Source organism: Streptomyces sp. DSM 40750, from assembly GCF_024612035.1.
In the GTDB taxonomy this organism is placed as follows: Bacteria; Actinomycetota; Actinomycetes; order Streptomycetales; family Streptomycetaceae; genus Streptomyces.
Genome location: NZ_CP102513.1, coordinates 10,213,076 through 10,238,629 on the forward strand (window position 1 = coordinate 10,213,076; position 25,554 = coordinate 10,238,629).

At 71.2% G+C, this 25,554-nt stretch carries 20 protein-coding genes and 1 pseudogene; 12 read left to right on the forward strand and 9 right to left on the reverse strand.

All coding sequences use genetic code 11. The features are described from left to right. Positions 1-73: 73 nt before the first annotated feature. The gene (locus tag JIX55_RS44755) at positions 74-2,464 is read left to right on the forward strand and encodes a SpoIIE family protein phosphatase (RefSeq protein ID WP_257568939.1); all 2,391 of its coding nucleotides are present in this window, start codon (positions 74-76) and stop codon (positions 2,462-2,464) included. A gap of 54 nt (positions 2,465-2,518) precedes the next feature. Here JIX55_RS44755 and JIX55_RS44760 read toward each other — a convergent pair whose 3' ends face one another. Further along, the gene (locus tag JIX55_RS44760; protein WP_257568940.1) at positions 2,519-4,429 is read right to left on the reverse strand and encodes a phosphatase PAP2 family protein; all 1,911 of its coding nucleotides are present in this window, start codon (positions 4,427-4,429) and stop codon (positions 2,519-2,521) included. A 95-nt stretch (positions 4,430-4,524) separates the two neighbouring features. Continuing rightward, positions 4,525-5,439, reverse strand: a complete 915-nt coding sequence (locus JIX55_RS44765; RefSeq protein WP_257568941.1) for a BadF/BadG/BcrA/BcrD ATPase family protein — start codon at positions 5,437-5,439, stop codon at positions 4,525-4,527. Positions 5,440-5,683: 244 nt separating this feature from the next. On the opposite strand from JIX55_RS44765, the gene JIX55_RS44770 reads away from it, so the two are divergent. The 6 genes and pseudogenes from JIX55_RS44770 (at position 5,684) to JIX55_RS44795 (ending at position 12,629) form a co-directional block, all read left to right on the forward strand. Beyond that, positions 5,684-6,805 (forward strand): ROK family protein, encoded by a 1,122-nt coding sequence (locus JIX55_RS44770; protein WP_257568942.1) that lies wholly within the window; start codon positions 5,684-5,686, stop codon positions 6,803-6,805. 274 nt (positions 6,806-7,079) lie between these two features. After that, positions 7,080-8,402, forward strand: coding sequence for an extracellular solute-binding protein (locus tag JIX55_RS44775; protein WP_257568943.1), 1,323 nt, complete (start codon positions 7,080-7,082; stop codon positions 8,400-8,402). 128 nt (positions 8,403-8,530) lie between these two features. Then, entirely contained in the window at positions 8,531-9,451 is a 921-nt protein-coding gene (locus JIX55_RS44780) for a carbohydrate ABC transporter permease (RefSeq protein WP_257568944.1), read from the forward strand. Beyond that, entirely contained in the window at positions 9,448-10,350 is a 903-nt protein-coding gene (locus JIX55_RS44785; protein ID WP_257568945.1) for a carbohydrate ABC transporter permease, read from the forward strand. Before JIX55_RS44780 ends, JIX55_RS44785 begins: the two co-directional genes overlap by 4 nt. Positions 10,351-10,510: 160 nt before the next feature. Next, positions 10,511-10,727: pseudogene (locus JIX55_RS44790) on the forward strand (hypothetical protein); the annotation flags it as partial. A 69-nt stretch (positions 10,728-10,796) separates the two neighbouring features. Further along, on the forward strand, positions 10,797-12,629 hold the full coding sequence (locus JIX55_RS44795; RefSeq protein ID WP_257568946.1) for a hypothetical protein: 1,833 nt from the start codon (positions 10,797-10,799) through the stop codon (positions 12,627-12,629). Between the two features lie 54 nt (positions 12,630-12,683). Here the strand turns inward: JIX55_RS44795 and JIX55_RS44800 are convergent, their stop codons facing one another. Next, a complete protein-coding gene (locus tag JIX55_RS44800) occupies positions 12,684-13,343 on the reverse strand; it encodes a nucleoside/nucleotide kinase family protein (protein ID WP_257568947.1) in 660 nt (219 codons plus the stop codon). Positions 13,344-13,449: 106 nt separating this feature from the next. Here JIX55_RS44800 and JIX55_RS44805 point away from each other — a divergent pair, with 106 nt between their 5' ends. Genes JIX55_RS44805 through JIX55_RS44815 form a run of 3 tightly spaced genes read left to right on the forward strand, consistent with a single transcriptional unit; the run spans position 13,450 to position 17,503 of the window. After that, positions 13,450-14,328 carry an ANTAR domain-containing protein gene (locus JIX55_RS44805; RefSeq protein ID WP_257568948.1) on the forward strand — a complete coding sequence of 293 codons (879 nt, stop codon included), beginning with the start codon at positions 13,450-13,452 and terminating at the stop codon, positions 14,326-14,328. A gap of 56 nt (positions 14,329-14,384) precedes the next feature. Continuing rightward, positions 14,385-15,143, forward strand: coding sequence for an HAD family hydrolase (locus JIX55_RS44810; RefSeq protein WP_257568949.1), 759 nt, complete (start codon positions 14,385-14,387; stop codon positions 15,141-15,143). Further along, complete coding sequence (locus JIX55_RS44815; protein ID WP_257568950.1) at positions 15,140-17,503, forward strand: glycoside hydrolase family 65 protein; 2,364 nt, start codon at positions 15,140-15,142, stop codon at positions 17,501-17,503. The genes JIX55_RS44810 and JIX55_RS44815 overlap by 4 nt, the downstream gene beginning before the upstream one ends. A gap of 36 nt (positions 17,504-17,539) precedes the next feature. On the opposite strand, the gene JIX55_RS44820 is transcribed toward JIX55_RS44815, so the two are convergent. The 5 genes from JIX55_RS44820 to JIX55_RS44840 form a co-directional block, all read right to left on the reverse strand. Next, the gene (locus JIX55_RS44820) at positions 17,540-18,673 is read right to left on the reverse strand and encodes a serine hydrolase domain-containing protein (protein ID WP_257568951.1); all 1,134 of its coding nucleotides are present in this window, start codon (positions 18,671-18,673) and stop codon (positions 17,540-17,542) included. 129 nt (positions 18,674-18,802) lie between these two features. Further along, positions 18,803-20,218: a CAP domain-containing protein gene (locus tag JIX55_RS44825; RefSeq protein WP_257568952.1), complete on the reverse strand. Its 1,416-nt coding sequence runs from the start codon at positions 20,216-20,218 to the stop codon at positions 18,803-18,805. A gap of 40 nt (positions 20,219-20,258) precedes the next feature. Next, entirely contained in the window at positions 20,259-20,576 is a 318-nt protein-coding gene (locus tag JIX55_RS44830) for a YkvA family protein (protein ID WP_257568953.1), read from the reverse strand. Between the two features lie 106 nt (positions 20,577-20,682). Next, the gene (locus JIX55_RS44835; RefSeq protein ID WP_257568954.1) at positions 20,683-21,066 is read right to left on the reverse strand and encodes a hypothetical protein; all 384 of its coding nucleotides are present in this window, start codon (positions 21,064-21,066) and stop codon (positions 20,683-20,685) included. Positions 21,067-21,342: 276 nt separating this feature from the next. After that, on the reverse strand, positions 21,343-22,266 hold the full coding sequence (locus JIX55_RS44840; protein WP_257568955.1) for a MurR/RpiR family transcriptional regulator: 924 nt from the start codon (positions 22,264-22,266) through the stop codon (positions 21,343-21,345). Between the two features lie 207 nt (positions 22,267-22,473). Between JIX55_RS44840 and JIX55_RS44845 the strand changes: the two genes are divergently transcribed. Next, on the forward strand, positions 22,474-22,860 hold the full coding sequence (locus JIX55_RS44845) for a hypothetical protein (protein WP_257568956.1): 387 nt from the start codon (positions 22,474-22,476) through the stop codon (positions 22,858-22,860). Next, a complete protein-coding gene (locus JIX55_RS44850; RefSeq protein WP_257568957.1) occupies positions 22,860-23,699 on the forward strand; it encodes a DUF1206 domain-containing protein in 840 nt (279 codons plus the stop codon). The genes JIX55_RS44845 and JIX55_RS44850 overlap by 1 nt, the downstream gene beginning before the upstream one ends. Before the next feature lie 74 nt (positions 23,700-23,773). Here JIX55_RS44850 and JIX55_RS44855 read toward each other — a convergent pair whose 3' ends face one another. Beyond that, complete coding sequence (locus JIX55_RS44855; protein WP_257568958.1) at positions 23,774-25,486, reverse strand: cholesterol oxidase substrate-binding domain-containing protein; 1,713 nt, start codon at positions 25,484-25,486, stop codon at positions 23,774-23,776. Positions 25,487-25,554: the final 68 nt, after the last annotated feature.

Consider the following 25,554-nt stretch of genomic DNA (forward strand, 5'->3'; position numbering starts at 1 on the left):
GCGGGGCCGCGACCCCGGACGCCACGGGCGTATCCGGGTTGTTGCCCCGCCTCGGACGGACCATCCTTGCCCTATGGGGACGAAGGCGTCCGGCGCGTCGCGGGCTGCCACGGCCGGTGAGGCGATGGCGGTGGTCGACGCGCGCGGCCTCGTCGCCGGCTGGAGCGAGGGCGCCCGGCGCCTCACGGGGTACACCGCCGAGGACGTGACCGGGCGGCCGGCGGCGGACCTCGTCGACGGGGACGCGGTGGCGGTGTGGCGGACGCTGCTGACGCACGGCGACACGGTGGTGGTCCTGCGCTACCGGGACGGGCGGCGGCAGAAGGTGGCGCTGCGCGTGTGCCCGCTGTGGGTGCCCGAAGGCGAGCGGCGGGGCTTCGTCGTCACCGCGACACCGGACCGGACCGAGCGGGGCCTCGGCCAGCTGGCCTTCGAACAGGCGTCGATGTCCATGTCGATCTTCGACACCGGGCAGCGGTATCTGCGGATGAACGACTGGGCGTGCCAGGTCATGGGGCAGCCCGAGGCGGAGTTCCGGTACCAGTATTTTCTCGACACCGTGGAGGACGCCGAGCACAGCCGCGGCTTTCTGCGCCATCTCGAGATCGTGGTGGAGACCGGGCAGCCGGTCCGCTACGAGAGCTGGACCCGCTCGCCGTCCGGGCGGCGCATGCACGCCTGGACGTCCGAGATGTGGCCGGTGCGGGACCACTCCGGCAGACTCATCGGCACCGCGCTGGCCGCGTTCGACAGCAGCGAGCAGTTCTGGGCGCGCCAGCGCCTCGCCCTGCTGAACGAGGCCGCCGGGTCCATCGGCACCAAGCTCGACGTCGTGCAGACCGCCCGCGAACTCGCACAGCTGGTGGTGCCCCGGCTCGCCGACTTCGCCAGCGTCGACCTCCTGGAGTCCGTCCTCCAGGGCGAGGAACCTGAGATGGGCCCGGTCGACGGCGGTGTCGAACTGCGCCGGGCCGCCCACCACTCCGGTACGCCCGGCGTCCCGGAGGCGGCGATCGACCTGGGCTCCGCCGATCTCTACCCGCCCTCCTCACCGCCCGCCCGCGCCCTGCTCACCGGCGAGCCCGTGCTCGCCCGCACCGGCGACAGCTCCCTCGACTCCTGGTTCGCCCGGCACGGCGCCCGTTCCACCAAACTCCGGGAGGCCGAGGACCACGACCTGTCCCTGATGGCCGTACCCCTGGTCGCGCGCGGCACGACTCTCGGCGTGGCCGTCCTCGTCCGGCTCCTGACGCCCGAGCACCCCGACGCCTTCGACCAGGACGACGTGTCGCTCGCCGAGGAACTCTCCAGCCGGGCGGCCGTCTGCGTCGACAACGCCCGCCGCTACACCCGGGAACGCACGACGGCACTGGCGCTCCAGCGCAGCCTGCTGCCGAAGACGGTCGCCGGACAGGCGGCCGTCGAGTTCGCCTCCCGCTATCTGCCGGCGCTGTCGCAGGCCGGGGTGGGCGGCGACTGGTTCGACGTGATCCCGCTGTCCGGCACCCGGGTGGCCCTGGTCGTCGGGGACGTCGTCGGTCACGGCATCCACGCCTCCGTCACCATGGGGCGGCTACGGACGGCCGTGTGGGCGCTCGCCGACGTCGACCTGCCGCCCGACGAACTCCTCACCCACCTCGACGACCTCGTCGAACACCTCGCGGCCGGCGACGGCACGGACGAGGGGGAGATCGGCGCGACGTGTCTGTACGCGGTCTACGACCCGGTGGAACGCAGCTGCTCGATCGCCTCGGCAGGCCATGTGCCGCCCGTGGTGGTGCGCCCCGACGGCAGCGTCCAGGTCGTCGAGGTGGTCGCGGGACCGATGCTCGGCGTCGGCGGGCTCCCCTTCGAGGCGACGGACCTGGAACTGCCCGAGGGCTCGGTCCTCGCCCTCTACACCGACGGCCTGGTCGAGGCCCGCGACCGTGACCTCGACACGGGCATCGCCGCCCTCTGCGGCGCGCTGGCAAGGCCGGTGGGCAGTCTGGAGAGCGCCTGCGACGCCGTGCTCAAGGCGCTGCTGCCCGACACCCCGGGCGACGACGTGGCCCTGCTGCTCGCCCGTACCCGCGCCCTCGACGCGGAACAGGTCGCCGTCTGGAACCTCTCCGAAGACCCGGCCCTCGTCTCCAACGCGCGCAGACTCGCCACCGAGCAGCTCACCCGCTGGGGCCTGGAGGAGACCGTCTTCGTCACCGAACTCGTCGTCAGCGAACTCGTCACCAACGCCATCCGCTACGGCGGCGCCCCCATCCAGCTGCGGCTCATCCGCGACCGCACCCTCATCTGCGAGGTCTCCGACGCCAGCAGCACCTCACCCCATCTGCGCCGGGCCCGCACCTTCGACGAGGGGGGCCGCGGTCTGCTCCTGGTCGCCCAGCTCACCGACCGCTGGGGCAGCAGGCCCAGCGGCGAGGGCAAGACCATCTGGGCCGAGCAGGCCCTGCCACCGAGCCTGTGAACGACTGTTGGGGGCGGCTCGCGCCACCCCCAACATCCTTACCAGCGAAGGAAGTTACTTCTTCCGCAGGCGCACCGACACACCGTGCGCCGTGAACACCTGCTCGGCCGTCCAGCCCTCGACGGCCACCGAGACCTCGGTGAACCGGCCCTGCAGGGACCGCGCCCCGATGACCGCGACCGTGCTGCCGGAACGCGGCGCCTGCCCGGCGTCGAAGCGGACCACCAGCTTGCTGCCCCGCTCCAGGACCGCACGCCCGTCCACCACGAGCGCCGGGTCGGTGCCCCGGTCCAGCGTCACGTCGAGGACACCGGCCTGCGCGTAACCGCCGCGCACCCGGACGGTGTGGTCGCCCGTGCTGAGCGTGCCGCCCTTCACCCGGACGTCACCGCGGCCGAACGCCTCCTTCGAGCCCGCCGCGAGGACACCGGCCTCCACGACGGTGCCGCCCGTGTACCGGTTGGCGCCGGCCAGCGTCAGCGAACCGCTGCCCTTCTTGACGAGACCGCCCGAGCCGGTGATGTCGTTGCGCCAGGTGTCGGCCGCGTCGAAGCCGCCGAGCGCCGCGTCCAGCGTGACGGTGACGTCCGTGTCGAAGGCGCCGTAACCGTCCGCCGCCTCGAACAGGTTGAGCCGGCCCCACTGCTCCCAGCCGTCGAGCAGCACATAGCCGGACGGCAGCGCGGTCGTGCGCAGCACCTCGCGCCGCTGCGCCGCGTCGAGGTACGGCAGCCGCGTCTCCAGCAGGACCTCGGCGCCCTTCGGCACGGTCAGGTCCGCGGAGCGGCCGTGCCGGGTCAGCACGTACGTCAGCTTCGGCTCGACCAGGCGGGCGTTGGCCTGGCGGTCTGCGTACGGATCGGTGTCGGTGCCCGCCGAGTGCGCGTACGCGTACAGCGTGTCGGCCGTCGTGCCCGTCTTCGCCCGGAAGTACTCGGCGGCCTGCTTGCGCGCGGCTGCCTTGAGGTCGGCGTTCTTCGGGTCGGCGAGCGCGGCGGCGGCGAGCGCGGTGGCCATGACCCGGCCGCCGAGGACGTCGACCGCGGAGTGCATGCCCGAGATGATCCGGTCGTGGCTCGCTTCGAAGGCGCGGGTCACCATCTCCTGGAAGCGCTCCGGGACGGCGTACGCGTAGGCCAGGGCCGCCAGGTGGAGGGCGTTGGTGTGACCGCTGGGGAAGCCGCCGTCCTCGGTGGGGTTCTCGGCGCGCTGGCGCAGCAGCTGCGGGACGACGATCACCTCGGAGTCGTACACCGGGTAGCCGAACTCGTCGGTCTCGCCGGTGTCGACCACCTCGCTGTTCTCGTTCATCCGCCAGGGGCGCGGGTACTGGTAGGAGAACTTGGCCGGGTTGCCCGACGCGAACGGACCGCGCACGGTGTTGACGAGCTGGGCCACCTTCCCGAGCTCGGAGGTGGTGGACCCGGCTCCGTTCGCGGATCCGGCGGGAGCGTCGGCGGGGACGGAGTCGCTGATCTTGCCCGGCGGGGTGCCCTCCGGGGCGGAGGTGATCGCCGTGACCGCCATGGCGCCCGCCTTGTACAGCTCGGCGAGCGGGCCGAGACCGGTGATCACCGAGTAGCTCTGGTGCTGCCGGTCGGTGATGAACGCCTGGCGCGCCTGCGCCTCGGTGCGCCGCGAGGTGACACGCGCGCAGTAGCGCATGTTGGCGATCAGGATCTCCGGCTGCAGCGGGGCGCCGGTGTTCCAGGCGTCCCCGGTCTTCCAGATCTCGGCGAAGCCGCCGAGGGCGCGGACCACGGCGTTGGTCTCGGGGGTGAGGTTCGCCGTGGTGTTGGTGGTGTAGTCGTCGACGAACGCGGCGAACGCGGTGGCGGCCTTGGCCTCGGGGGCCTGCCACAGGTTCGAGAGGGTCGGAGCGGCGATCAGGCCGGCCGACACGCCGAGGGAGTTCCTGAGGAAGACGCGCCGGTTGAGCGTGCGGTGCTCGGCAGATGACGGCATGAAGCGCCGCTCCTTTCGCGGTGGTGATGATCGTGCGGGCTGAGCGTGGAGTTGGCGTGTGACCTGTTGATGTCCGGTCGGCGACCGGGGGGTGATCAGCGGGTGACCGGTCGGAGGAGAGTTCGTGACAGCGCCAACGCCCCTTCGACCGGCGGTACTTGGAGCACACGCGGTCGCGCGGACGGTACAACGTCGAAGAGCGCTTCGGCGAATGCGGAGTACAGCGAGGGCCGGGACAGGATCGTCCCGCCGGCGACCACCACGTCGTCCACGGCGACCCCGCGGGCGGCGAGCCGCGCCACGAGCGAGGCGAGCGCGCGGCCCGCGTCGGTGATCACCCGGCGGGCGAGAAGGGAGCCTTCCTCAGCGGCCTCGAACACCACGCGAGCGTGCCGGCCCCAGTCGGCGGACAGATCTCTGGCGGACTCCAACGCCCCACCCAGAGCCGGGACTTCGCTCACCTGGAAGGCGGCGACGAGCCGGTCGGCGAGCGCGTCGGGCGCCTCGCCCCGGTCGTGCGCCGCCCAGACGGCACGGGCCGCCTCACGGACCAGACCGGCGGCACCGCCCTCGTCCCCGAGGACCGCGCCCCAGCCGCCGACCTGCACCGAAGTGCCGTCGGCGGACCGGCCGACGGCCACCGAACCGGTGCCGGCGACCAGGCCCACCCCCGCGTCGAATCCGGCGGCGGGCACCAGCAGCTCGGCGTCCCCCACCACCAGGCACGGCACCTGAAGCCGTTCCTGGAGGGCGAGCCGTATCCCCTCGCACTGCCGGGGTGTCTCGCAGGCATGGGCGCCGACGGCCACGGCGGACGGGAGGGTGTGCGCGGGCAGCGCCTCCCCGACCAGCGTGGCCAGCCATTGGGTGGCGGCCACCGGGTCGTGCGGACGCCAGCCGCGGCTCGTACGGATGTGATCGGCCACGGAGACCGTCCCCGTGACAGCACGGAGATGGGTCTTGGTGCCGCCCACGTCGATACCGACCGCGACGGGCCTGGAGTCCTGCACGAAAGGCCTCTTTCGTCGTTGCGTAGCGATGGCGCAGCGACGGCTGGGCGAAACCGTGTCTGGACCCACAGAGTCTGTGGGGGGTGCTAGGGAAGCCCCGGGACGGGCCTCTGCTGGTGCGGCAGGCGAGTACCGCTTGACTTCGTTAGGAAATTAACTAACGAATAAGGGTGAGTCAAGGGTTCGGACCCGGGCTACCGCACGACCGTGCGGCCGGATGATCGCGGCAGGGACTGGGGAGAGCATGCAACTGAGCGAGAGCGCCCGCGCTGTGTTCGCCGTACTGGCCGCGTCGAGCACCGCCACGCGCCCCCAACTGGCCACCGGGGCACGCCTTTCCAAGCCGACCGTCTCCTCCGCCGTGGCCGAGCTGGAGGCCGCCGGTCTCGCCGCCCGCTCGGGCACCCTTTCCGGCGGAACCGGCAGGTCAGCGGCCGTTTACGATCTTGGTCGCGCCGCCGGCGCGGTGCTCGCCGTCGACCTGGGCCCCAGCGTCACGCGGGTGCGGGTGTGTGCCCTGGACGGCACCCTGCTCGCCGAGGGCACGGGCCTGCGCGCGGACACCGTCGGCGTGGTCTCGGCCGCCCTCTCCGGGCTGTCGGCCGACGCGCCGCTGCGCGCCATCGTCGTCGCCGTGGGCGACGTCACCACCCAGGGCCGGGGGGGCACGGCCGTGCGCCCGGCGACCGCCAAGGCCGGACCCATCTTCGACGCCCTGACCGTCGCCCTCCCGCCGGGCGTGCCCGTCCATGTCGAGAACAACGTGAACTGCGCCGCGCTGGCCGAGCTGCACGAAGGCGCCGCCCGCGGCCGGGACACGTTCGGCTATCTGCGGATCGGGGTCGGTATCGGCCTCGGTGTCGTCATCGGCGGCCAGGTGCTGCGCGGCGCGAACGGCGCCGCCGGTGAGGTGGCCCGCCTGCCCTACCCGTGGGACGCGGACCGGGAACCTCGCCACGAGGGCCTGGAGGAGCACATAGGAGCGCGTTCCCTGCTCCGCCGGGCGGCGGACGCCTGGCGGGACATCGACGGCCTGTGTCCCGACACCGTCGACGGGCTGTTCGCGCTGGCCGACCTCGGACACACCACGGCCTGCGCCGTCGTCGGCCGCCATGCCGCCGACGTGGGCCGGCTCGCCGCCGCCGCGACCGCCGTCCTGGACCCCGGCCTGATCGTCCTGGGCGGCGCCGTCGGCTCAAATCCCCAGCTCCTGCCCGGCGTTCGGGCCGAACTGGCCCGGCTGAGCTGGCCCACCGAGGTCGTGAGCAGCGCGCTCGGCGACAGCGGCACCGTGGTGGGCGCCAGTCGGCTGGCCGTGGCCCACGGAATCCAAACCGTGACCGCAGGCGCGACGGTGAAGCATTGACGGACTCCACCGACATCTGCCAATGTCCGGACAAGCGCTTTCTAAGTCGGCCGGGACGCCGGCTTGGGGCGAGCCTCCCGCCCGTACTCGACGTACGGCAACCGCACGAGGGCGTGCCCGTGCGGTGACGGCCAGAACGGCCGGGGATCCCGCCCCGCGTGGACGACGCGGCCGGGCGAGGCCGTGCCCCAGGAAGCAACTTCTCCTGCAAACTGCACCCGTGCCGCCTCGGTCGGCGCCGTGCTCTGTCCCCTACCGAAAAAAGGGATCGAAGATGATCACTGTGGGTGTGCGGCGCTCCCGCCGACTCGGCCGCGGCGGAATGCGCCGCCTGGTTCCCCTCGCTGCCGGCGTCTCGGCAGCCGTCCTTCTGCTCTCCGCCTGCGGAGGGGGATCCGAGTCGGGCGGGACCTCCAAGTCGCTGACGTTCTGGATCTCCACGGTTCCGGGGCAGGACGCGGGCTGGAAGAAGATGGTGGCGCAGTACGAGAAGGAAACCGGCGTCAAGGTCAAGCTCGTCAACATCCCCTACGACGGCTACGCGACGAAGCTGCGCAACTCCGCGCAGGCGAACTCGCTGCCCGACGTGGCGGCCGTGCCGGCGCTGGACCCGATCTGGTCGAACAAGCTGATCGACCTCAGCGACATCGCCAACGACAAGACCAACAAGATCAACGCCAACTTCGTCGCCAAGGACTCGTCCGGGAAGGTGCTGTCCATCCCCTCGGACGTCACCGCCTCCGGCATGTTCATCAACAAGTCGCTCTTCGAGAAGGCCGGCGTCGACTACCCGACCTCGCCCGACAAGACCTGGACCTGGGACGAGTTCATCAAGGCGGCGAACGAGGTCCGGGAGAAGACCAAGGCCAAGTACTCCCTGACCTTCGACCAGTCGCCGTCCCGGCTGCGCGCCATGGTGTACGAGATGGGCGGGAAGTACGTCCACGCCGACGACTCCGGCAAGTTCTCGGTGGACGCGGCGACCAAGAAGGCCGTGAACACCTTCGTCGGATGGAACGACGACAAGACCATGCCGAAGTCGGTGTGGACCAGCGGCGCCGACCCGTCGGCCATGTTCCAGAGCGGTGACGTCGTCGCCTACTGGTCCGGCGTGTGGCAGGTCGCCGCCTACGCGGAGAGCATCACGAAGTTCGAGTGGGCGAGCGTTCCGACTCCCGCCCAGCCGGTGCAGGCCAGTGACGTCAACAGCGGCGGCATGACGGTGGGCTTCAACAACAACGCCGACGCGGCCGCCGCCGCGAAGAAGTTCCTGTCCTGGCTGTACGAGCCCGACCACTACCAGGCGCTGTGCGAGGCCTCCGGCTTCCTGCCGGTCGAGAACGGTCTGAACCCGAAGTACCCCTTCAAGTCCGAGGCGGCGCAGGCGGCGTTCAAGCTCTACAACGAGTCCATCCCGCTCTACGACCCGATCTCCGGCTACTTCAACAGCGCGCAGACGAACTGGGTGCTGAAGGGCAAGAGCCTCGCCGACGACCCGACCAAGGCGGAGCTCGGCAAGGCGATCAACGGCGAGCAGTCGGCCGACAAGGCCCTGCAGAACATCGTGGACGGCTACAACCAGCAGGTCGGCGGCTGAGTGTAGGCAGGCAGGCCCGGGCGGCGGTGTCTCGACCCCGCCGCCCGGGCCCGCGGACCCCACCCCACGTGATGCCGGGCTCATGGCCTGAGCCCCAGGACCCATTCCACCAGCACGGAGTCAGGAAGATGACAAAACGCGCCTCGGACGCTTCGGACGTGTCCGTGAGCCCGCCCAGGAGACGAAGCAAGTACACCCTCGCACCGCTCGTCCTCATCGCGGGCAATGTCGTGCTCTTCGCGCTGTTCTTCGTCTGGCCGGCGGTGATCGGGCTCGTCTACTCCTTCACGAACTACACGGGTGTGGGGGCGTTCCAGTTCGTCGGACTGGACAACTACCAGAAGCTGCTCGGGGACTCGACCTTCTACGCCGCGACGACCCGCACGCTGCTGTACACCGTGCTCTTCGTTCCGCTGAACTTCGTGTTGTCGCTGCTCATCGCCAACGTGCTGGTGAGCAAGCACGCCAAGGGCACGTCGGTCGCCCGCATATTCTTCTTCATCCCGTGGCTGCTGTCGCCCATCATCGTGGGTGTCCTGTGGCGATGGCTGTTCGGTGAGAACTTCGGACTGGTCAACTACCTCATCGAGAAGGTCGGCGGAAGCGCCGTTCCCTGGCAGTCGAACGCGGACCTGTCACTGATCGTGGTCGTGGTGGCGGCAGCCTGGGCCTGGACGGGCTTCTCCATGCTGCTGTTCATCGCGGCGATCAAGAACGTACCGACGTCGTACTACGAGGCGGCGGCGCTTGACGGCGCCGGTCCGTGGCGCCAGTTCATCAGCATCACGCTGCCGAGCATCGCCCCCACGTCCTTCATCGTCATCCTGCTCAACACCATCCACGCGATGAAGGAATACGCGGTGTTCGCCTCCCTCAACAACGGTGGACCCGGAACGTCGAACAACCTGCTTGTCCAGTACATCTACCAGACGGGGTTCAAGACGGGCCAGATCGGCTACGCGAGCGCCGCGTCGTTCGTGCTCATGCTCATCCTGATGGCCGTCGCGATCATCCAGATGATGGTCAACCGGCGGGTGGAGAACCGATGACAACCACAGACACACTGCGCAAGGCCGACGCCGATTCCGTGCCGGCCGTCTCCAGGAAGCGGTCCCGCGGCGCGGCGAGCGGCGGGCTTCGGCGCGCGATCGCCCCGACGACTCTGCTGTGGGTCCTGGCGGGCCTCTACGGGCTGCCGGTGCTGTGGTTCGTCCTCAGCTCCTTGAAGCCGGCGGGAGATTTGTTCTCCGTTCCGCTGACGCTGTTCCCGGACGACCCCACCGTGTCGGGTTACAAGGAAGCGTGGGCAAGCGCCAACTTCTCCGGGTACTTCATCAACACGATCATCGTGTGCGTGATCGCGACGATCCTCACGGTGGGGGTCAGCTGCTGCACCGGGTACGCGCTGGCCAAGTACGACAACAAATGGCTCAAGGCCTTCTTCCTCTGCATCCTGGCCACCACGATGCTGCCGGCCGAGGTCATGCTCGCCCCGCTGTTCCTGGTGGTCCGCGACCTCGGCCTCTACAACTCGCTCTCCGGCATCATCCTCCCGGCCCTGCTCACCGCGACCGGGTGCTTCATGTTCCGCCAGTTCTTCCTGACGGTCCCCGACGAGCTCATCGAGGCCGCCCGCATCGACGGGGCGCGTGAGCTGTCGATCTTCATGCGGATCATGGTGCCGCTCTCCCGGCCCATCATGCTGACGCTCGCCATCCTGTCGTTCCAGTGGAGGTGGAACGACTACATCTGGCCGCTGCTGATGCTGAACGACCCCGAGAAGTTCACGGTGCAGATCGGCATCCAGAGCCTCGTCGGCGCGCAGAACATCAACTGGTCGGTGCTGCTCGGCGGATCGGTCATCTCCATGGTCCCGCTGATCGTCGTCTTCCTGGTGTTCCAGAAGTACGTCATGAACGCCGACATCAACGCCGGACTGAAGGACTGACCTTGCCCACCCCGCTCGACCACGAGTGCGTCCGGTCGGCGGCCCACGCCGCCGACCGACCGGCCGCCCCGCTCGCGGCCCGCCCCGACGAGGAACCCGCCGGTGTGCCGCACCGTGGTCTGGCGCGCCGGGTGAAGACCCTGGTCGCGGCGTACCGTTCGGTGACGACGAGATCCGGGTCGAGGCCGACATCGAGGCAGGCGAACCGCTTGCCCTGCCGGGCCGGAGCGAGGTACTGCGGTACGACCCGGGGCAGGACCACACCGTGGTTGGGGGGCACCGATGCGACGACCGGGAACCGTGTCCACATCGGTGGACTCGGCCCGCAGACACTGACCGTCGCACTGCGCGCCCGCCGGCCCGCACCTGTCGTGTGACTCCGACGAACCACGCCATGGCCACCCAGGCATGAAGGGCTGATCCCCGTGCACCTCACGTCCCCTCCCGTGCACCTCACGCACCAGCGCGGCCCCCTGCACGACCTGCCCGACACCCCCGAGGCGTACGACGCGGTCCTCGCCGACGTCGTCGAGCAGACCCTCGCGCGCATCACGCCCGAGGGCAACCTCGAACACCCGGACTGCGTCGACGACATCGGCGACACCTCCCTCGGCATCACCTCGCTGCTGGCCCTCGCCTGGCACCGCACCGGGGACCCGCGCCTGCCGGAGGCCGTGCGCCGCAGCACGGACTTCCATCTCCGCGAGCGCGTCTACACGGACGACAACCCCGGCTACCCGAACCTGCGCCTGCGCAACTCCGGCTTCCCGTACGCCCGTTACACCCTGGCGTCGGGCGCCCACCCGATCGGCGACTGGCCGAGCACGGTGTGGGCGCTGCTCCAGGCGGTCAACCTCCTGGACCTCGCGGACGGTCTCCTCGACGAGGAACAGACCGACTCCGTACGGGAGATGAGCCGCGGCTACTGGCGCTGGCTGACCGAGGCGACCTTCTTCAACCCCCAGGAGGCCGGCAACCAGGCGATCGGCTGCGTCGTGGGCGGCCTGATGCTGGCCCGCCACCTCCCGCCTGAGGAGGGACAGCGGGTCCGCGCCCACGCGATCGCCCTGTACCTCGAGGAGATCCGCGCCCACCGGGTACGCGACCGGGGCGCACTCCTCCCGCCGGAGCACGGCGGCGCGTACGACAACAACTACGGTCCGATCTCCCTGTCCTTCCTCGCCAAGGCCCACCTGGTCAGCGGCGAGGAGATCTTCGCCGAGGACGGGGAAGCGTTGGCCCGCTACATCGACGCACGACTGACGGTCGGCGGCTTCGACAACGGCGGCCCGCGCTACAGCGAACAGCACTCCGGCTTCGAGTCGGTCCTCGGCCTGCGCTACTTCGGCCACCGCATCGGCGCCGACCTGGGCCGCTACCGGGGCGACACCCGCTGGGGCCGGCACGCGGTCAAGCCCGACGGCGGCGTCGACGGCCACTTCGCGTGGATGCTGGTCTGGCAGATCCAGGACAGCACGCCCTGGCACCGCACCCCGTCCACCGAACCGGTCCGGCACCAGCTGCGCGCGGGCGGAGTCTCGGTCGCCTTCGACTCCACGATGACGCCGTCCCTGATCGAGGCCGACGGCACGTACTTCCTCGCCGCGGCCGTCAACCGCCAGCACGGCTTCGGCCCGGTCGTCGACGGCTTCCTGCTCTGCCGTCCCATGGGCGAGACCCGCGTCCGGGACGTCCGGACCGACGGCCTCACGGCCAAGCTGGTCACCAAGCCGGTCGTCACCCGCGACCACGTCCTGCGCCATGTCCAGTCCCTGTACGTCACCGACGGCACCCGCCTGTGGACCACGGTCGCCGTCGAACGCCTCCCGGGCGAGCCGTACCTCCTCGCCGGCCTCCCGTATGTGTCGGACGACGGCGGCGGCCTGCGCCGCATCGCGGAGGCCGAGGTGACGTCGGCCGGCGACCTCCGTCTGACCCACCCGGCCGCCGAGGGCCCGGAGTTCTTCGACGCCCGCTGCGACACCACCCAGGAACTCGCCGCCTTCGCCCTCGCCGCCGACCCCCGCGGCTACGGCAACCCCGACGAGGGCTGGTCCCACCTCGTCGCCTCCACGGCGATCGAGGCGACCCCGGCGCCCGGTGCCCCGGACGACCTGAACGTCTTCGCGGTGCGTTACGGCGGCTCAGGAGACACCTTCGCCCCTGCCTTCGCACGCAGGTCGGAGGGCCTGACGGTCCGCACGGAGGCGTTCACGGCTCTGGTGGGGGACCCGGCGGGAGACGAGAACGGCGAACCGGTCCTGACCCTGCACGCCTGAACACCCACCTCGGAAAGACAGCCCGACGGCCCCCCCCAAGGACGTCGGGCTGTTTCACGTCCCGGCGTCCACCTTCGGCATCGCCGACTCCGGCACCACGAGGTCCGCGTGACGCCTGGTCGCCGCCACCAGGTCGGCGTTGCGCTGGTCCGTGCCGACGACCCAGGTGACCGCCTCCTGGTGGGCCTTGCCGAACTCCTCGTGGCGGGCGACGAGGCGGCGTACGCGTTCGGTTTCGTCGAGGTCGCAGAACCAGACCTCGTCGAGGTGGGACCGGACGCGGGGCCAGGGGTCGTGTCGCAGGAGGAGATAGTTCCCCTCGGTGACGACCAGACGGGCGGTGGGCGGGACCGGGATCGAGCCGGCGATGGGCTGCTCCAGGGTTCGCTCGAAGCCCGGTGCGTAGACGATGCCGTCCTCGTCGCCGTGCAGCCTCTCCAGCAGGGCCGCGTACCCGGCCGCGTCGAAGGTGTCCGGCGCGCCCTTTCTGTCCCGGCGACCGAGGCGGGCCAGTTCGACGTCCGCGAGGTGGAAGCCGTCCATGGGGACGTGGGCGACCCAGGGCTCGCCGTCCCCGTTGAGCGTCCGCGTCAACCGCTCGGCCAGGGTGGTCTTCCCCGCGCCGGGGCTGCCGGCGATGCCGAGGAGGGCCCGGCGGCCGGGGCGGGCGAGGGAGGCGGCTCGGTGCAGCAGGTCGTCGAAGGTCAGCGGCATGCGGACGACGGTAGACCGGATTCGGCGTATGCGGGCCGAGAGCGGGCAGACGAGCTCTGCTGCCGGTCGGAACGAGGGAGAACGAGGGAAGAGGGGGCGGTGCCGGATGACGGAGAGGCCCTGGTCGGAGCCTGACGGCGAAGGCGAGGCGGTGCGGGAGGAACTGGCGCGGCTGCGCGCGGAGGTACGGCAGCTGCGCAACCGGATGGAGGGCCGGCCGCTGGTCGCCCAGGCCCAGGGCATGCTGCGGGAACGCTATGGGCTGCCGGACGCCGAGAGCGCGTTCGCGCTGCTCCAGCGGGCCTCGCAGCAGTACAACGTCAAACTGCGCACCCTGGCCGAGGCCGCGGTGAGCGCTCCGCGACCGGACGAGCGGGACACCGTGTGGTTTCCCGGCCGCGCCAGGCACGCCGAGCCGGTTCTCGGCTTCGACGAGGCCCGGACCCGTCGCATCGGACGCGCCAACCGGAGCGAGGTCCTCGGAGCGGTCCTCAGCCAGGCGCTCACCGTCGTCGGCACCGACATGGGCAACGTCCAGATCACCGACCGCACCACGGGCGGACTGCGCATCGAGAAGCACACGGGGCTCACGGAGGACTTCGTCGACTTCTTCGCCCATGTCGACGACGACGGCACGGCCTGCTCGGCCGCCGCGCAGAGGGCCGCACTTGTCACCGTCCAGGACGTGGCCACGGACCCGGTGTTCACCGAACCGGCCCGCGAGACCATCCTGCGCGCGGGCTGCCGCGGCGTGCACAGCGTGCCGCTGACCACCGAGTCCCACCGGTGCGTGGGCGTCGTCTCCGTCCATGTCGAGTGCCCGGTAGGGGATTTGACGAAGGCTCAGACCAAGGAGCTGGAGATGGTCGGCGCCGAGGCGGGCCGCTGGCTGGCCTGGTACGACCGCACCGTCGTCCTCGACGCCCTCGAACACCTCCACACCCTCGGCCGCGCCCACGGCGGCGGCCGCATCAGCCGCCGATGACCGGTTCTCACCCTCCCGGCCCACTGACTTCCGCCACGCGGGGAACCCCGTCCCTCATGACAGAGACGACCGAGCCGACCGAACTGGGCCTGCCCAAGCGGATCCGCGCCTGCCTCTTCGACCTCGACGGGGTCATCACCAAGACCGCCGTGGTGCATGCCGCCGCGTGGCAGCGGGCGTTCGACGAGTTCCTGCGCCGACGCGACGGCGACGCCTTCCGGCCCTTCGACCCCGCCGCCGACTACGACGAGTACGTCGACGGCCGCCCCCGCGCCGACGGCGTCCGCACCTTCCTCGCCTCCCGGGACATCCACCTCCCCGAGGGCACCCCCGACGACCCGCCGGACGCACCCACCGTGCACGGCCTCGGCAACCGCAAGAACGAGCTCCTGCTGGACCTCGTCCGCACCGACGGCGTCGAGGCCTACGACGGCACCCTGCGCTACGTCGAGAAGGTCCGCGCCCACGGCCTGCACACCGCCGTCGTCTCCTCCAGCGCCAACTGCCGGGACGTCCTGCGCTCGATCGACGCCGAGCACCTCTTCGACGTACGGATCGACGGTGTGGTCGCCGCCGAGCGCGGCCTGCCCGGCAAACCCCGCCCCGACACCTTCCTCGCCGCCGCCCGCGACCTCGGCGTCGAACCCGCCGAGGCCGCCGTCTTCGAGGACGCCCTCGCCGGCATGGACGCCGGACGCGCTGGCCGCTTCGGCCACGTCGTCGGCGTCGACCGCGTCGGCCAGGCGGACGCCCTGCGCGCCCACGGCGCCGACGTCGTCGTAGCCGATCTGACGGAACTGGGGGAGTGGGCGTGATCACGCACAGGTCGTACGGCGTCGAACCCTGGGCCCTGCGCGAACGGGGCCTCCACCTCGACGTCCTGCCGCAGAGCGAATCGGTGTTCGCCCTGTCCAACGGGCACATCGGCTGGCGCGGCAACCTCGACGAGGGCGAGCCGCACGGCCTGCCCGGCACCTACCTCGGCGGCGTCCACGAACTCCACCCGCTGCCGTACGCGGAGGCCGGCTACGGCTACCCCGAGTCCGGGCAGACGGTCATCGACGTCACCAACGGCAAGATCCTCCGCCTGCTCGTCGACGACGAGCCCTTCGACCTGCGCTACGGCCGGCTGCGCTCCCACGAACGCGTCCTGGACCTGCGCGCGGGCGTCCTGCGCCGCAGCTGCGAGTGGACGTCCCCGGCCGGGACGACCGTCCGGGTGCGCTCCACCCGGCTGGTGTCGTTCACGCAGCGGGCGATCGCCGCCGTCGCCTACGAGGTCGAGGCGGTCGACAGCGAGGCGCGGATCGTCGTCCAGTCGGAGCTGGTGGCCAACGAGCAACTGCCCGAGCGGAAGGGCGATCCACGGGCCGCCGTCGCCCTGAAGGCGCCGCTGGAACCGGAGGAGCACTTCGCGGACGGGACGCGGCTCCGGCTCGTCCACCGCACCCGGCGCAGCGGCCTGCGGGTCGGTGCCGCCGCCGACCACGTCGTCACCGGTCCCGGCGAGATCACCACCAGCGGCGAGAGCAGGGACGACGTCGCCCGCCTCACCGCCACCACCGTCCTGAAGCCCGGCGAGCGGCTGCGCGTGGAGAAGACCGTCGCCTACGGCTGGTCGAGCACCCGCTCGCTGCCCGCCGTCGGCGACCAGGTCGACGCCGCCCTCTCCGCCGCCGCGTACGGCGGCTGGCAGGGCCTCGTCGACGAACAGCGGTCCCGCCTCGACGACTTCTGGGCCCGCGCCGACGTCGAGGTCGACGGCGACGAGGAGATCCAGCAGGCCGTACGGTTCGCCCTGTTCCACGTCCTGCAGGCGGGTGCCCGCGCCGAACAGCGCGCGATCCCCGCCAAGGGCCTCACCGGCTCCGGCTACGACGGCCACGCCTTCTGGGACACCGAGACCTTCGTCCTGCCGCTGCTCACCCACACCGCGCCCGGCGCGGTCACCGAAGCCCTCCGCTGGCGCCAGAACGCCCTGCCCGCCGCCCGTGAGCGCGCGGCCCAACTCGGCCTGAAGGGCGCCGCGTTCCCGTGGCGGACCATCGACGGCTCGGAGCGCTCCGCCTACTGGCCCGCCGGCACGGCCGCCTTCCACGTCAACGCCGCCGTCGCCGACGCCGTGGTCCGCCACACGACCGCCACCGGCGACACCACCTTCGAACGCGACACCGGCGTGGAACTCCTCGTGGAGACCGCCCGGCTCTGGCGCTCCCTCGGGCACCACGACCACCACGGCGCGTTCCACATCGACGGGGTGACCGGCCCGGACGAGTACAGCGCCGTCGCCGACGACAACACGTACACCAACCTCATGGCCCGCGCGAACCTCCTGGCCGCCGTCGCCGCCGTCGAACGCCACCCCGACCGCGCCGAGCGGCTCGGCGTCGACGACGAGGAGAGCGCCGCCTGGCGCGACGCCGCCCAGGCCATGCACATCCCCTACGACCACGAGCTGGGCGTCCACGAGCAGCACGCCGGGTTCACCCGCCACCAGCGCTGGGACTTCCGGAACACCGGACCCGACCAGTACCCGCTGATGCTGCACTTCCCCTACTTCGACCTCTACCGCAAACAGGTCGTCAAACAGGCCGACCTGGTCCTCGCGATGTACAAGTGCGGCGACCGCTTCGACGACGACCAGGTGGCCCGTAACTTCGCCTACTACGAGCCGCTCACCGTCCGGGACTCCTCCCTCTCCGCCTGCTGCCAGGCCGTCATCGCCGCCCAGGTGGGACACCTCGATCTCGCCTACGACTATCTGACCGAGACGGCGCTGATGGATCTGGAGGACCTGGAGGACAACACCCGCGACGGCCTCCACATCGCCTCCCTCGCCGGCACCTGGACGGCGCTGGTCGCGGGCTTCGGCGGAATGCGCCACCACGGCACGACCATCGGCTTCGTCCCCCGCCTCCCCGAGCGCCTGAGCCGGCTCGCCTTCAACCTCGGCCTGTCCGGCACCTGCCTGCGGGTGGAGATCAGGCCCCGGTACGCCACCTACCAACTGCTCTCCGGCGACTCCCTGACGATCCGCCACCACGGCGAACCGGTCACCCTCGACGGCGACAAACCCCGGCGGCTGGACATCCCGGCACCGAAACCACCCGGCCCGGCGCCGGAACAGCCGCCGCACCGGCGTCCCGGCCTCCACCACCGGAGGCGGACGGGCTGAGCCCCCGGGCGGGTGCGGACATCGGCCGCCGGCCGGTCAGCCGCAGAAGGCGGACTCCAGCGTGCGGTTCATCGTCGCGTACACCGTGCCGTTGTTGGACGTGTTGGCGAACGACGTCATACTGCGCTTGCCGCTCTTCGAGGTGAAGGCCCAGGTGTAGTAGCCCTGCACGGTCCCCGTGTGCCCGTACACCGAGATCCCGCACGACAGATCACGCCGCCGCAGCCCCAGCCCGTACGCCTGCGTGCTGTTCACCGGCGTCCACTTCAGCATCTGCTTCAACTGGGCGGCCGAGGTGAGCTTCCCCCGCACCACCGCGGACAGGAACGTGTTCACGTCCTTGGCACTGGACACCAGGGCCCCCGCGCTCTGCGCCCACGACACCGTCTGCCGCGTCGAGTCGATCTTCCGGCCGGCGGAGTCGGCGGTCATGTAGCCGCGGGAGTACTTCCCCGGGATCGTGTTCTTCGGGTGGACGTAGAACGTGTCGGCCAGCTTCAGCGGCTTGATGATCCGGTTCTGGTACGCGGTCGCCACCGGCTTCTTGGTGATCTTCTCGATGAGCATGCCCGCCACGACGAAGTTGGCGTTCGAGTACGCGTAGGCCGCGCCCGGCTTGCCGGTCAGCGGCTTGGCGAGCGACAGGTCCATCAGCTGGCGGTAGGTGAACACCTTGTCGCGCACGTTCTCGAAGCCCGGGACCGAGCGGGCGAAGAGGGTGTTGGCATGGTCGTACAGGCCGCTGCGGTGGCTGAGCACATGGCGCACGGTGATCCGCTTGTCGGGCAGCAGCCCCGGCAGATACGTGTTGACCGAGGTGTCGAGCTTGATCCTGCCCTCGTCGACCAACTGCAGCATGACCACCGCCGTGAACGTCTTGGTGACGCTGCCGACGCGGATGCGGTCACCGGTGCCGAGGGCCCGCTTGGTGGACCGGTCCGCGACACCCTCCGCCAGATGGTGCACCGTGCCGTTGTCGTCGATCCTCGCGAACGCGCCCGGCGCGCCCTGCGACAGCGCCGTGCGCAGCAGTTTTCGCAGCGCGGTTCTGTCGGGTGCCGCGAGCGGGGCGGTGCCGGCCGGGGCCGCCGCCTGGGCGGGGACCGTCAGGAGGGACAACACGATCGCGCCCAGTGTCGCCACGCCCGTGCCCACCGTTGTCGAAACCATCTGATTCGTCTCCCGTTGCCTGCTGACATCGACAAGCTGCATTGGAGTCGAGCGATCACGGAGAGTCAAGTAGGCCGGTGTGGGCGCGAGTTGACCGACTCGAAAGGGGACGGTTCCGGCGGATCGGTTTCAGCCGCCGAACAGCTGGGTCCAGTACGTGCCGGCCGCGCCGCCTCCGGCGAAGCCGATACCTATATGGGTGAAGCCGGGTTTGAGGATGTTCGCGCGGTGCCCGGGACTGTTCATCCAGCCGCGCACGACCTCGGCGGCGGAACGCTGGCCGCACGCGATGTTCTCCCCGATGGACCGCCGGGTGGAGCCGGCCGCCGCCGCGCGGTGCCAGGGTTCGCTGCCGTCGGGGGAGGTGTGCGCGTAGAAGGCCCGCGCCACCATGTCGGCGCTGTGCGCCTGGGCGGCGTTGGTGAGGAGCGGGTCGGGGGAGAGCGGGGGGAGGCCGGCGCCGGCTCGTTCGGCGTTGGTGAGGGTGATGACGTCTGCGGCCGTTCGGTCAAGGCCGCTGGGGGAGAAGGGGCGGGCCCAGAGTGCCGTCCAGAACACCGTCCCTGAGCGGGGGTCGGTTGCGTGGCCCAGGCCGGTCTCGCTGCATGTGGGTGCGCAGAGGGTCTGCCTGGCTTGTTGGTCGGAGAGGCAGTAGTCCACGAACTCGGCGGGGGTACGAGGGCCGGAGACCAGGTGTTCGCCGATGGTCAGGTAGGCGTAGCCGCCGGCGGTGACGCGTTGGTAGACGGAGAGGCCGTCCCTGCCTTCCGGTGCGAGTCGGCCCTGTGCGGCCATCGCGGTGGCGTGGGCCTGGGCTGCCGCCGTGAGGTGGGGGTTCAGCGATACGGGAGGGGAACCCGCCAAGGCTCGGGTGGAGTTGACCAGGCCCAGGTAGCGGTCGGAGTCCGGTGACCGTGTCGACGAGGAGATCGCGGTGCGGGCCGGTGGGGGCTGGTCGCGCCCACGCGGCGGAGCAGCGTAGGTCGCAGCCCCGCGCCCTTGAGGGGGCGCTGACGCGGGCCGGGATCCCGATGCGGGCGCATGCGCGGGCGCGTTTGCGATCACGTCGTCGAGCACGTCCACCCCGAAGTCCCTCGCGACTCCCGCCAAGCCGTCCGCGTAGCCCTGGCCCAGTGCCCGTAGCTTCCAGGCCGGGCCCTTGCGGTACAGCTCCGCCAGCAGGAGTACGGTCTCCCGCTGGGGTCTTGGGGGAGTGAAGCGGGCGATGGTCCGGCCTGCCGCTCCCGTGACAAGCAACGTCGGGGCGGGCAGGTGGCCCAACGGCGTGCCCGGGTCGGCGGGGCTGATGACGACGGTGAGGCGGCTCGCTCCGGGGCGCAGCCGAGGTGGGTCCACCGTCAGGGTCCCGCCCGTCAGGCGGGCACCCGGTGCCGTCGGCTGGTTGTAGAAGACGAAGTCGGCGTCGCCGTGGACCTTGCCGGTGTCGTCGGTGATGAGGGCGGACACGTCGAAAGGGCCCGGCACCCTGATCGTCAGGGTGCCGTTCGGCAGGGGGAGGTTGCCCCCTGGTGTCAGCTCGCTCATCGGTGCCGTCCGTCGCAGTGACCGTCAGCCCGACAACGTGTCACCCCCGCAGGGCGGTTCCCGTACCGTTCTGCGGCTCGGTGGCCAGGGCATCCTGGCGGCCGGTGCGCATCGACTTGAGAGCCAGGAGCAGGACGCCGATGTCGTCCAGGTAGACCGGGTCGGGTACGAGGTCGGTCGGGAGGACGAGATAGAGAACGGCACCCCAGAAGACCCACTTGGGTCCGGTGGGGAGCCCGGCCCGGCGCAGTTCGCGCCGGGTGCGTACGAGTCGTAGGAGCAGCCAGACGGCCACTCCGAGGACGGCGGCCGCGATCAGCGCGATCGCGACGATCACACCCCAGGTCCAGGAATCCATCGGTCCCGCCCCTCAGTCGAGCCGGGCGGTGCGCCCGGCTTGTGTCTGTCCATCGTCTTCCCTGTGGGGACGCGGTCTACCGCGGCGCGCGGGGAGCGTGAGCGGGTCAGTGCGAGGCGCGGGCGAGGTTGTGGTCCACGAGGGCCTGGCTGACGGCGCGGATGGAGCGGGCCATGTGGTTCAGCTGCATGACCTCGGCGGCGTACATCTTGATGGTGTGCTCGATGACCGACTCGGACATGCCGAGGCTGGGGAGTTCGGCGCGGGCGGTCTGCAGGGCGGTGCGGGCGACCCGGATCTCGTGCTGGACCTGGATCTGGGCATGGCGGGCGAGCAGCACGGGGTGGCGCATCATCGCCGGGTAGGTGCCGTAACGGGCCGGCACCAGCTCGCGCAGCCACTTGGCCGCTGACCTCTCCCAGTCGTAACTGCCGGGTGTCTTGACCTGACACGGCCAGTCCGTGCGGATCGGCGAGGAGGTGAGGGCCATGTTCAACGCTCCGGTCTTGCATCGACGCCATTGGGTACAGCGGGTGTGGAGTCCGGGCGGCCCCGGTCCAGGGGACGGCCGGGGCCGCCGCACCCGGGGCGCCGTGGCGGGTAGAGCGGACGGACCCGGGCGGACGACGTGATCCGGAGTCCGGCCGGGTCACGATCCGTCGAGCAGTATTTATATATACCGATGAGTTTGCAAGAACATGGAAAAATTCATGCCGGGAAAGTTGTGAATAATCCCGCGCTGTCCCGGCATGTGGGGAGAACGGGGTCAGTCCCTGAGGAAGAACTGGTGCTGATCCGACACCTGCTCGTACGCCTCCAGGCGGGCCTGGGTGCGCTCCGGGTCGGCGTCGGTCATGGCCTGGAGCAGGGCGGAGGACATCACCACGGGCGCCGCGTAGGAGTCGAAGACCAGGCGTGAGCCGGTGCCGGTGGCGAAGACGGCGTCGGCCTCGTCCGCGAGCGGCCCGAGCGCCAGGTCCGTGACCAGCGCCACCTTCAGCCCGGCCCCGTGGGCGACCCGCAGCGCGGTCAGCGTCTCCTGCGCGTGCCGGGGCATGGAGAACGCCAGCACCCAGGTGCCGCCCGCCTCCCGGGACTGCAGCAGGGCGTCGTAGGCGACCGTGCCGCCCTTCGTCACCAGCCGGACGTCGGGGTGTATACGGCGGGCGGCGTACGCGAAGTACTCGGCGAGCGCGCCGGAGATCCTCAGGCCGAGGACGGTCAGCGGTGCCGAACGGGACAGGGCGCGGCCGACCGCGATCACCTGGTCGGGGTCGGCGAAGTCGCGCCGCAGGTTCTCCAGGTTCTCGATCTCGGCGTCCACGGCGGCCTGGAGCTCGTTGCTGCGGTCGGCCGCGGGGGCGCCCGGGGCGCTGCCCAGGGTGGCGAGCGCGATGGCCTGGAGCCGCTCGCGCAGCGCGGGGTAGCCACTGAAGCCGACGGCCGCGGCGAACCGGGTCACCGAGGGCTGGCTCACGCCGACCCGCTCCGCGAGATCGGTGATCGACAGGAACGCGGCCTCGGTGATGTGCTCGATCAGGTACTGGGCGATCCGCCGTTGCCCGGGGGAGAGCCGGGGGCCGTCGAACAGTTCCCTGAGCCGGGACGTGGGCGACTGCTCGGTCTCCGGGGCGGTCCGCCCGGACGTGATCGCTGATGCCTGCGCACGTGCCTGCTGCGGCGATGGCACCCGCGCGCCTCCTTCGTCTCCCACGACCACTCAACATAGCCCACGGCCCGCGCGGTCCCGGGCGGGCCGGGCCACGCTCCCGGAGCGGAGGGCCGGGGGAGGGGCGGGCCTCGTCATCGGCGGGGCCTCGCGCGACCTGCGAGAACCCCGTTTCGGGCACACCATGGGGGTACCCGCCCCCTGTCGTCCACACCAGGGAGAACGCTCGTGACCCTGCCCCGTCTGCCCGTGTCCCAGGTCGACGTCGTGCTCTGCGACTGCTCCGCCCAGGACGCCGAACGCGTCTTCGCCTGTCTGCGCGCCCACTTCGAATCCGACCGGCGCCCCGACGATCCGCCGCACGAGACCGGCACCGATCGGCCGACGATGTGGACCGGCATGTACGACACGGCCGCCGTCCCCGTCGGTGCCGAGAAGCACCCCGAACCGCTGACCGCGCCCGTCACGGTCGACGTCCAGGGCAGCCCGCCCGCCGTACGGCTGCTGCGGGCGGCCCTGGAGGAGGAGTACACCGTGCATCAGGTGGGCGTGGACGCCGGTGACCAGGAGGTCCAGCTTCAGCTGCGGGTCGAGGGACCGCAGGGAAGCGGCTGATGACGGCCTTGGGGGTGGGGAGCGGCCGCGCGGCGCGCGGTTCGCTGACGGAGGGCGCGGCGCGGGCCGGACTGACCGCGCGCGGCGTCATCTATCTGCTGGTCGGGGCGCTGGCCCTGCAGATCGCCTTCGGTGGCAGCTCACAGGAGGCGGACCGTCACGGCGCGCTGGAGGAGATCGCGGAGAAGCCGCTGGGCTCCGTCATGCTGTGGGCCCTGGGCATCGGCCTCGTGGGCATGGCGTTGTGGCGTCTGTCGGAGGTCGTGTTCGGCGCGGCGGGGCCGGACGGCCGCAAGTGGACGAAGCGGCTCGCGTCCGCCGCGCGCTTCGTCTTCTACGTCTTCGTCGCCTACTCGGTGCTGACCTTCGCGGCGGACGAGGACAGTGGTGGGGGCGGGAGCGATGGGGGCGGCGGTTCCAGTGATCAGCAGTCCCGGGATGTGACGGCCGGGGTACTCGAACTCCCCGGCGGGCAATGGCTCATGGGCGCGGCGGGCGTCGGCGTGATCGTCGCGGGCGTGTGGATCGGCGTACGGGCCCTGATGCGCTCGTACCACAAGCACCTCCGGCTCGGCGAGATGTCCCGCCGGGCGCGCCGGGCCGTCGACGTGACCGGTGTGGTCGGCGGGGTCGCGCGCGGCCTGGTGTTCGCCGTGGCCGGCGTTTTCGCCGTGCGCGCCGCGATCGAGTACGAGCCGGACGAGGCCAAGGGCCTCGACGACACCCTCCGCTCCTTCGCCGACGCCCCGGCGGGCTCGGCTCTCCTGACGTGCGTCGCGGTCGGACTCGTGCTGTTCGGGCTGTTCTCCTTCGTCATGGCCCGCTGGCGCAGGGTGTGAGGCCGCCCCGGCCGGCGGACGAAGCGCCTCCGGCACGGGCGGACGAGGTGGCTCCGGCCGGGCGCGGTATTCGCTTACGGAAACAGTCGGTCGAGGAAGGCGTTCCCGTACACCCGGTGCGGATCGAGCCGCTCCAGGATCTCCACCGCCCCGTCCCATCCCGGCCCCTCGCCGTCGTCGAAGGACTCCGGTACGACGGTGCCGATGACCTCCTCGTCGCTCCAGGCGGCCTCGTCCGTGTAACCCCAGCCCTTGGACCACTCGACCCGGGTGAGGGCGTGGCCGCCGTCGTACGTCGTGAGGAGGAAGCGCTCCAGTTCCCGGAAGAACGCCTCGGCGTCCGGCGTCCCGGGCAGCGTCAGTACGTCCAGCCACACGGCCGTGTCCCACTCGGGCCGGTCGGCGCGCGGCCGCAGCGCCGACAGCAGCGGAGCGCGGGCGCCGGACACGCCGACGTCCGCCGGGTCGTCGAGGCCGGTCACCCGGATCTCGACCGAGCCGTTGACGGGGAAGCGCCCCTGGGCCGCGTACGCGGTGAGCCGCTTCCGGTAGAAGTCGGCGAACTCGGAGACCACGCGCTGCACCTGGTCCCGTGAGGTGAGCACCGCGTATCCGTTCGCCGTCACCCGCAGCGTCGTCGGCTTCAGATACAGCAGCGTGTTCTTCGACGGTCCCCAGATGTCCGCCGACAACGTGGCCGTCAGCCCCAGCGAGGCCGTGGTCAGCTGCGCGTTGCCCAGCACCGGCGCCAGATACCAGGCGCCGTCGGACACCATCCGCCCGACGAGGTCCGCCACGACGGTCGGCACGTTGTCCGAGAAGGGGTAGTTGTACGGCGAGGTCACGCGCCGGGAGGTGAGCGGGCGGGTCGGCTCGACGCTCCACACCTTGAACCAGGGGAAGTCGGTGAAGGCGAACCAGATCGCCTCCAGACGCCCCGCCTCGTCCAGGAAGCTCGCGAAGGTACGCCCGTCACTGCCCGGCGCGGCGAACAGCTCCCCGGCGGGGATGTCGGTCCGGCTCAGGCACCGCAGATCTGTGTCGGCCCCCACCCGCAGCACGAACTCGGTGACGAGCGCGCGCCCGACATGGGTGAGCAGTGCGGCACCGTCCGCGTCGTCCCGTGGATACGTCCGCAGCACGTACGCGGCTCTGTCGGCGTCCCACACCACCGCCGTCAGCGACAGGACGAGGTTGCTGAGCGAGCCGTAGGTGTGACCGGGCAGCCGGGTCTCCCCGGCGGCCGGTACGGCCGTGCCGTGGGCGTCGATGGCGAGGGCGCCGCCGATCGAGAGATCACCCGGCGCCGGGCAGGCCGTCACACCGAGCCCGTGGCCCTCCAGGAAGGTCAGCAGCCCTTCCAGGGTGGCGCCCGAGCCCACCCGGACGGCGGCGGGGTCGGTGGACTCCAGCGTCATGCCGGTGAGGTGCGTGGTCGTGTCGACCAGCAGCACGGGTGCGCCGGAGTCGGCGCCGGGGGTGATGGTCAGGGGTGACCAGCCGTGGGAGAGACCCCGGGCCCGGACCGTCCAGCCTTGCTGCCGGGCCCAGTTGACGACCGCCACCACCTGGTCCGCGTCGGCGGGCGCGCACGCCCACAACCCGGGCGCGGTGATCTCCCCGTCCCAGTTGCGGTACGCCGACCTGTACAGCTCGACGTCCGCCGGGAATCCGGGCAGGTCGGCCGCGGCGGCGGCCGGGTCCTGGCGGACGAACTGCGGAGTGAGGGCGAGCGTGGCGGCGCCGAGGAGGAAACCCCGGCGGGACGTTGCTGAAGAGTCGGTCACCGCAGTCACGCTAGGCGGGATATGGGCACAAGTGAGCGATCCGCCAAGGAGATTCACTCGTGTGAGTG

Bases quoted from the DNA above. Each gene is read 5' to 3' on its own strand.
- JIX55_RS44755 (WP_257568939.1), top strand. From the start codon at position 74: ATGGGGACGAAGGCGTCCGGCGCGTCGCGGGCTGCCACGGCCGGTGAG.
- JIX55_RS44760 (WP_257568940.1), bottom strand. From the start codon at position 4,429: ATGCCGTCATCTGCCGAGCACCGCACGCTCAACCGGCGCGTCTTCCTC.
- JIX55_RS44770 (WP_257568942.1), top strand. From the start codon at position 5,684: ATGCAACTGAGCGAGAGCGCCCGCGCTGTGTTCGCCGTACTGGCCGCG.
- JIX55_RS44775 (WP_257568943.1), top strand. From the start codon at position 7,080: ATGATCACTGTGGGTGTGCGGCGCTCCCGCCGACTCGGCCGCGGCGGA.
- JIX55_RS44780 (WP_257568944.1), top strand. From the start codon at position 8,531: ATGACAAAACGCGCCTCGGACGCTTCGGACGTGTCCGTGAGCCCGCCC.
- JIX55_RS44785 (WP_257568945.1), top strand. From the start codon at position 9,448: ATGACAACCACAGACACACTGCGCAAGGCCGACGCCGATTCCGTGCCG.
- JIX55_RS44800 (WP_257568947.1), bottom strand. From the start codon at position 13,343: ATGCCGCTGACCTTCGACGACCTGCTGCACCGAGCCGCCTCCCTCGCC.
- JIX55_RS44805 (WP_257568948.1), top strand. From the start codon at position 13,450: ATGACGGAGAGGCCCTGGTCGGAGCCTGACGGCGAAGGCGAGGCGGTG.
- JIX55_RS44810 (WP_257568949.1), top strand. From the start codon at position 14,385: ATGACAGAGACGACCGAGCCGACCGAACTGGGCCTGCCCAAGCGGATC.
- JIX55_RS44820 (WP_257568951.1), bottom strand. From the start codon at position 18,673: ATGGTTTCGACAACGGTGGGCACGGGCGTGGCGACACTGGGCGCGATC.
- JIX55_RS44825 (WP_257568952.1), bottom strand. From the start codon at position 20,218: ATGAGCGAGCTGACACCAGGGGGCAACCTCCCCCTGCCGAACGGCACC.
- JIX55_RS44830 (WP_257568953.1), bottom strand. From the start codon at position 20,576: ATGGATTCCTGGACCTGGGGTGTGATCGTCGCGATCGCGCTGATCGCG.
- JIX55_RS44835 (WP_257568954.1), bottom strand. From the start codon at position 21,066: ATGGCCCTCACCTCCTCGCCGATCCGCACGGACTGGCCGTGTCAGGTC.
- JIX55_RS44850 (WP_257568957.1), top strand. From the start codon at position 22,860: ATGACGGCCTTGGGGGTGGGGAGCGGCCGCGCGGCGCGCGGTTCGCTG.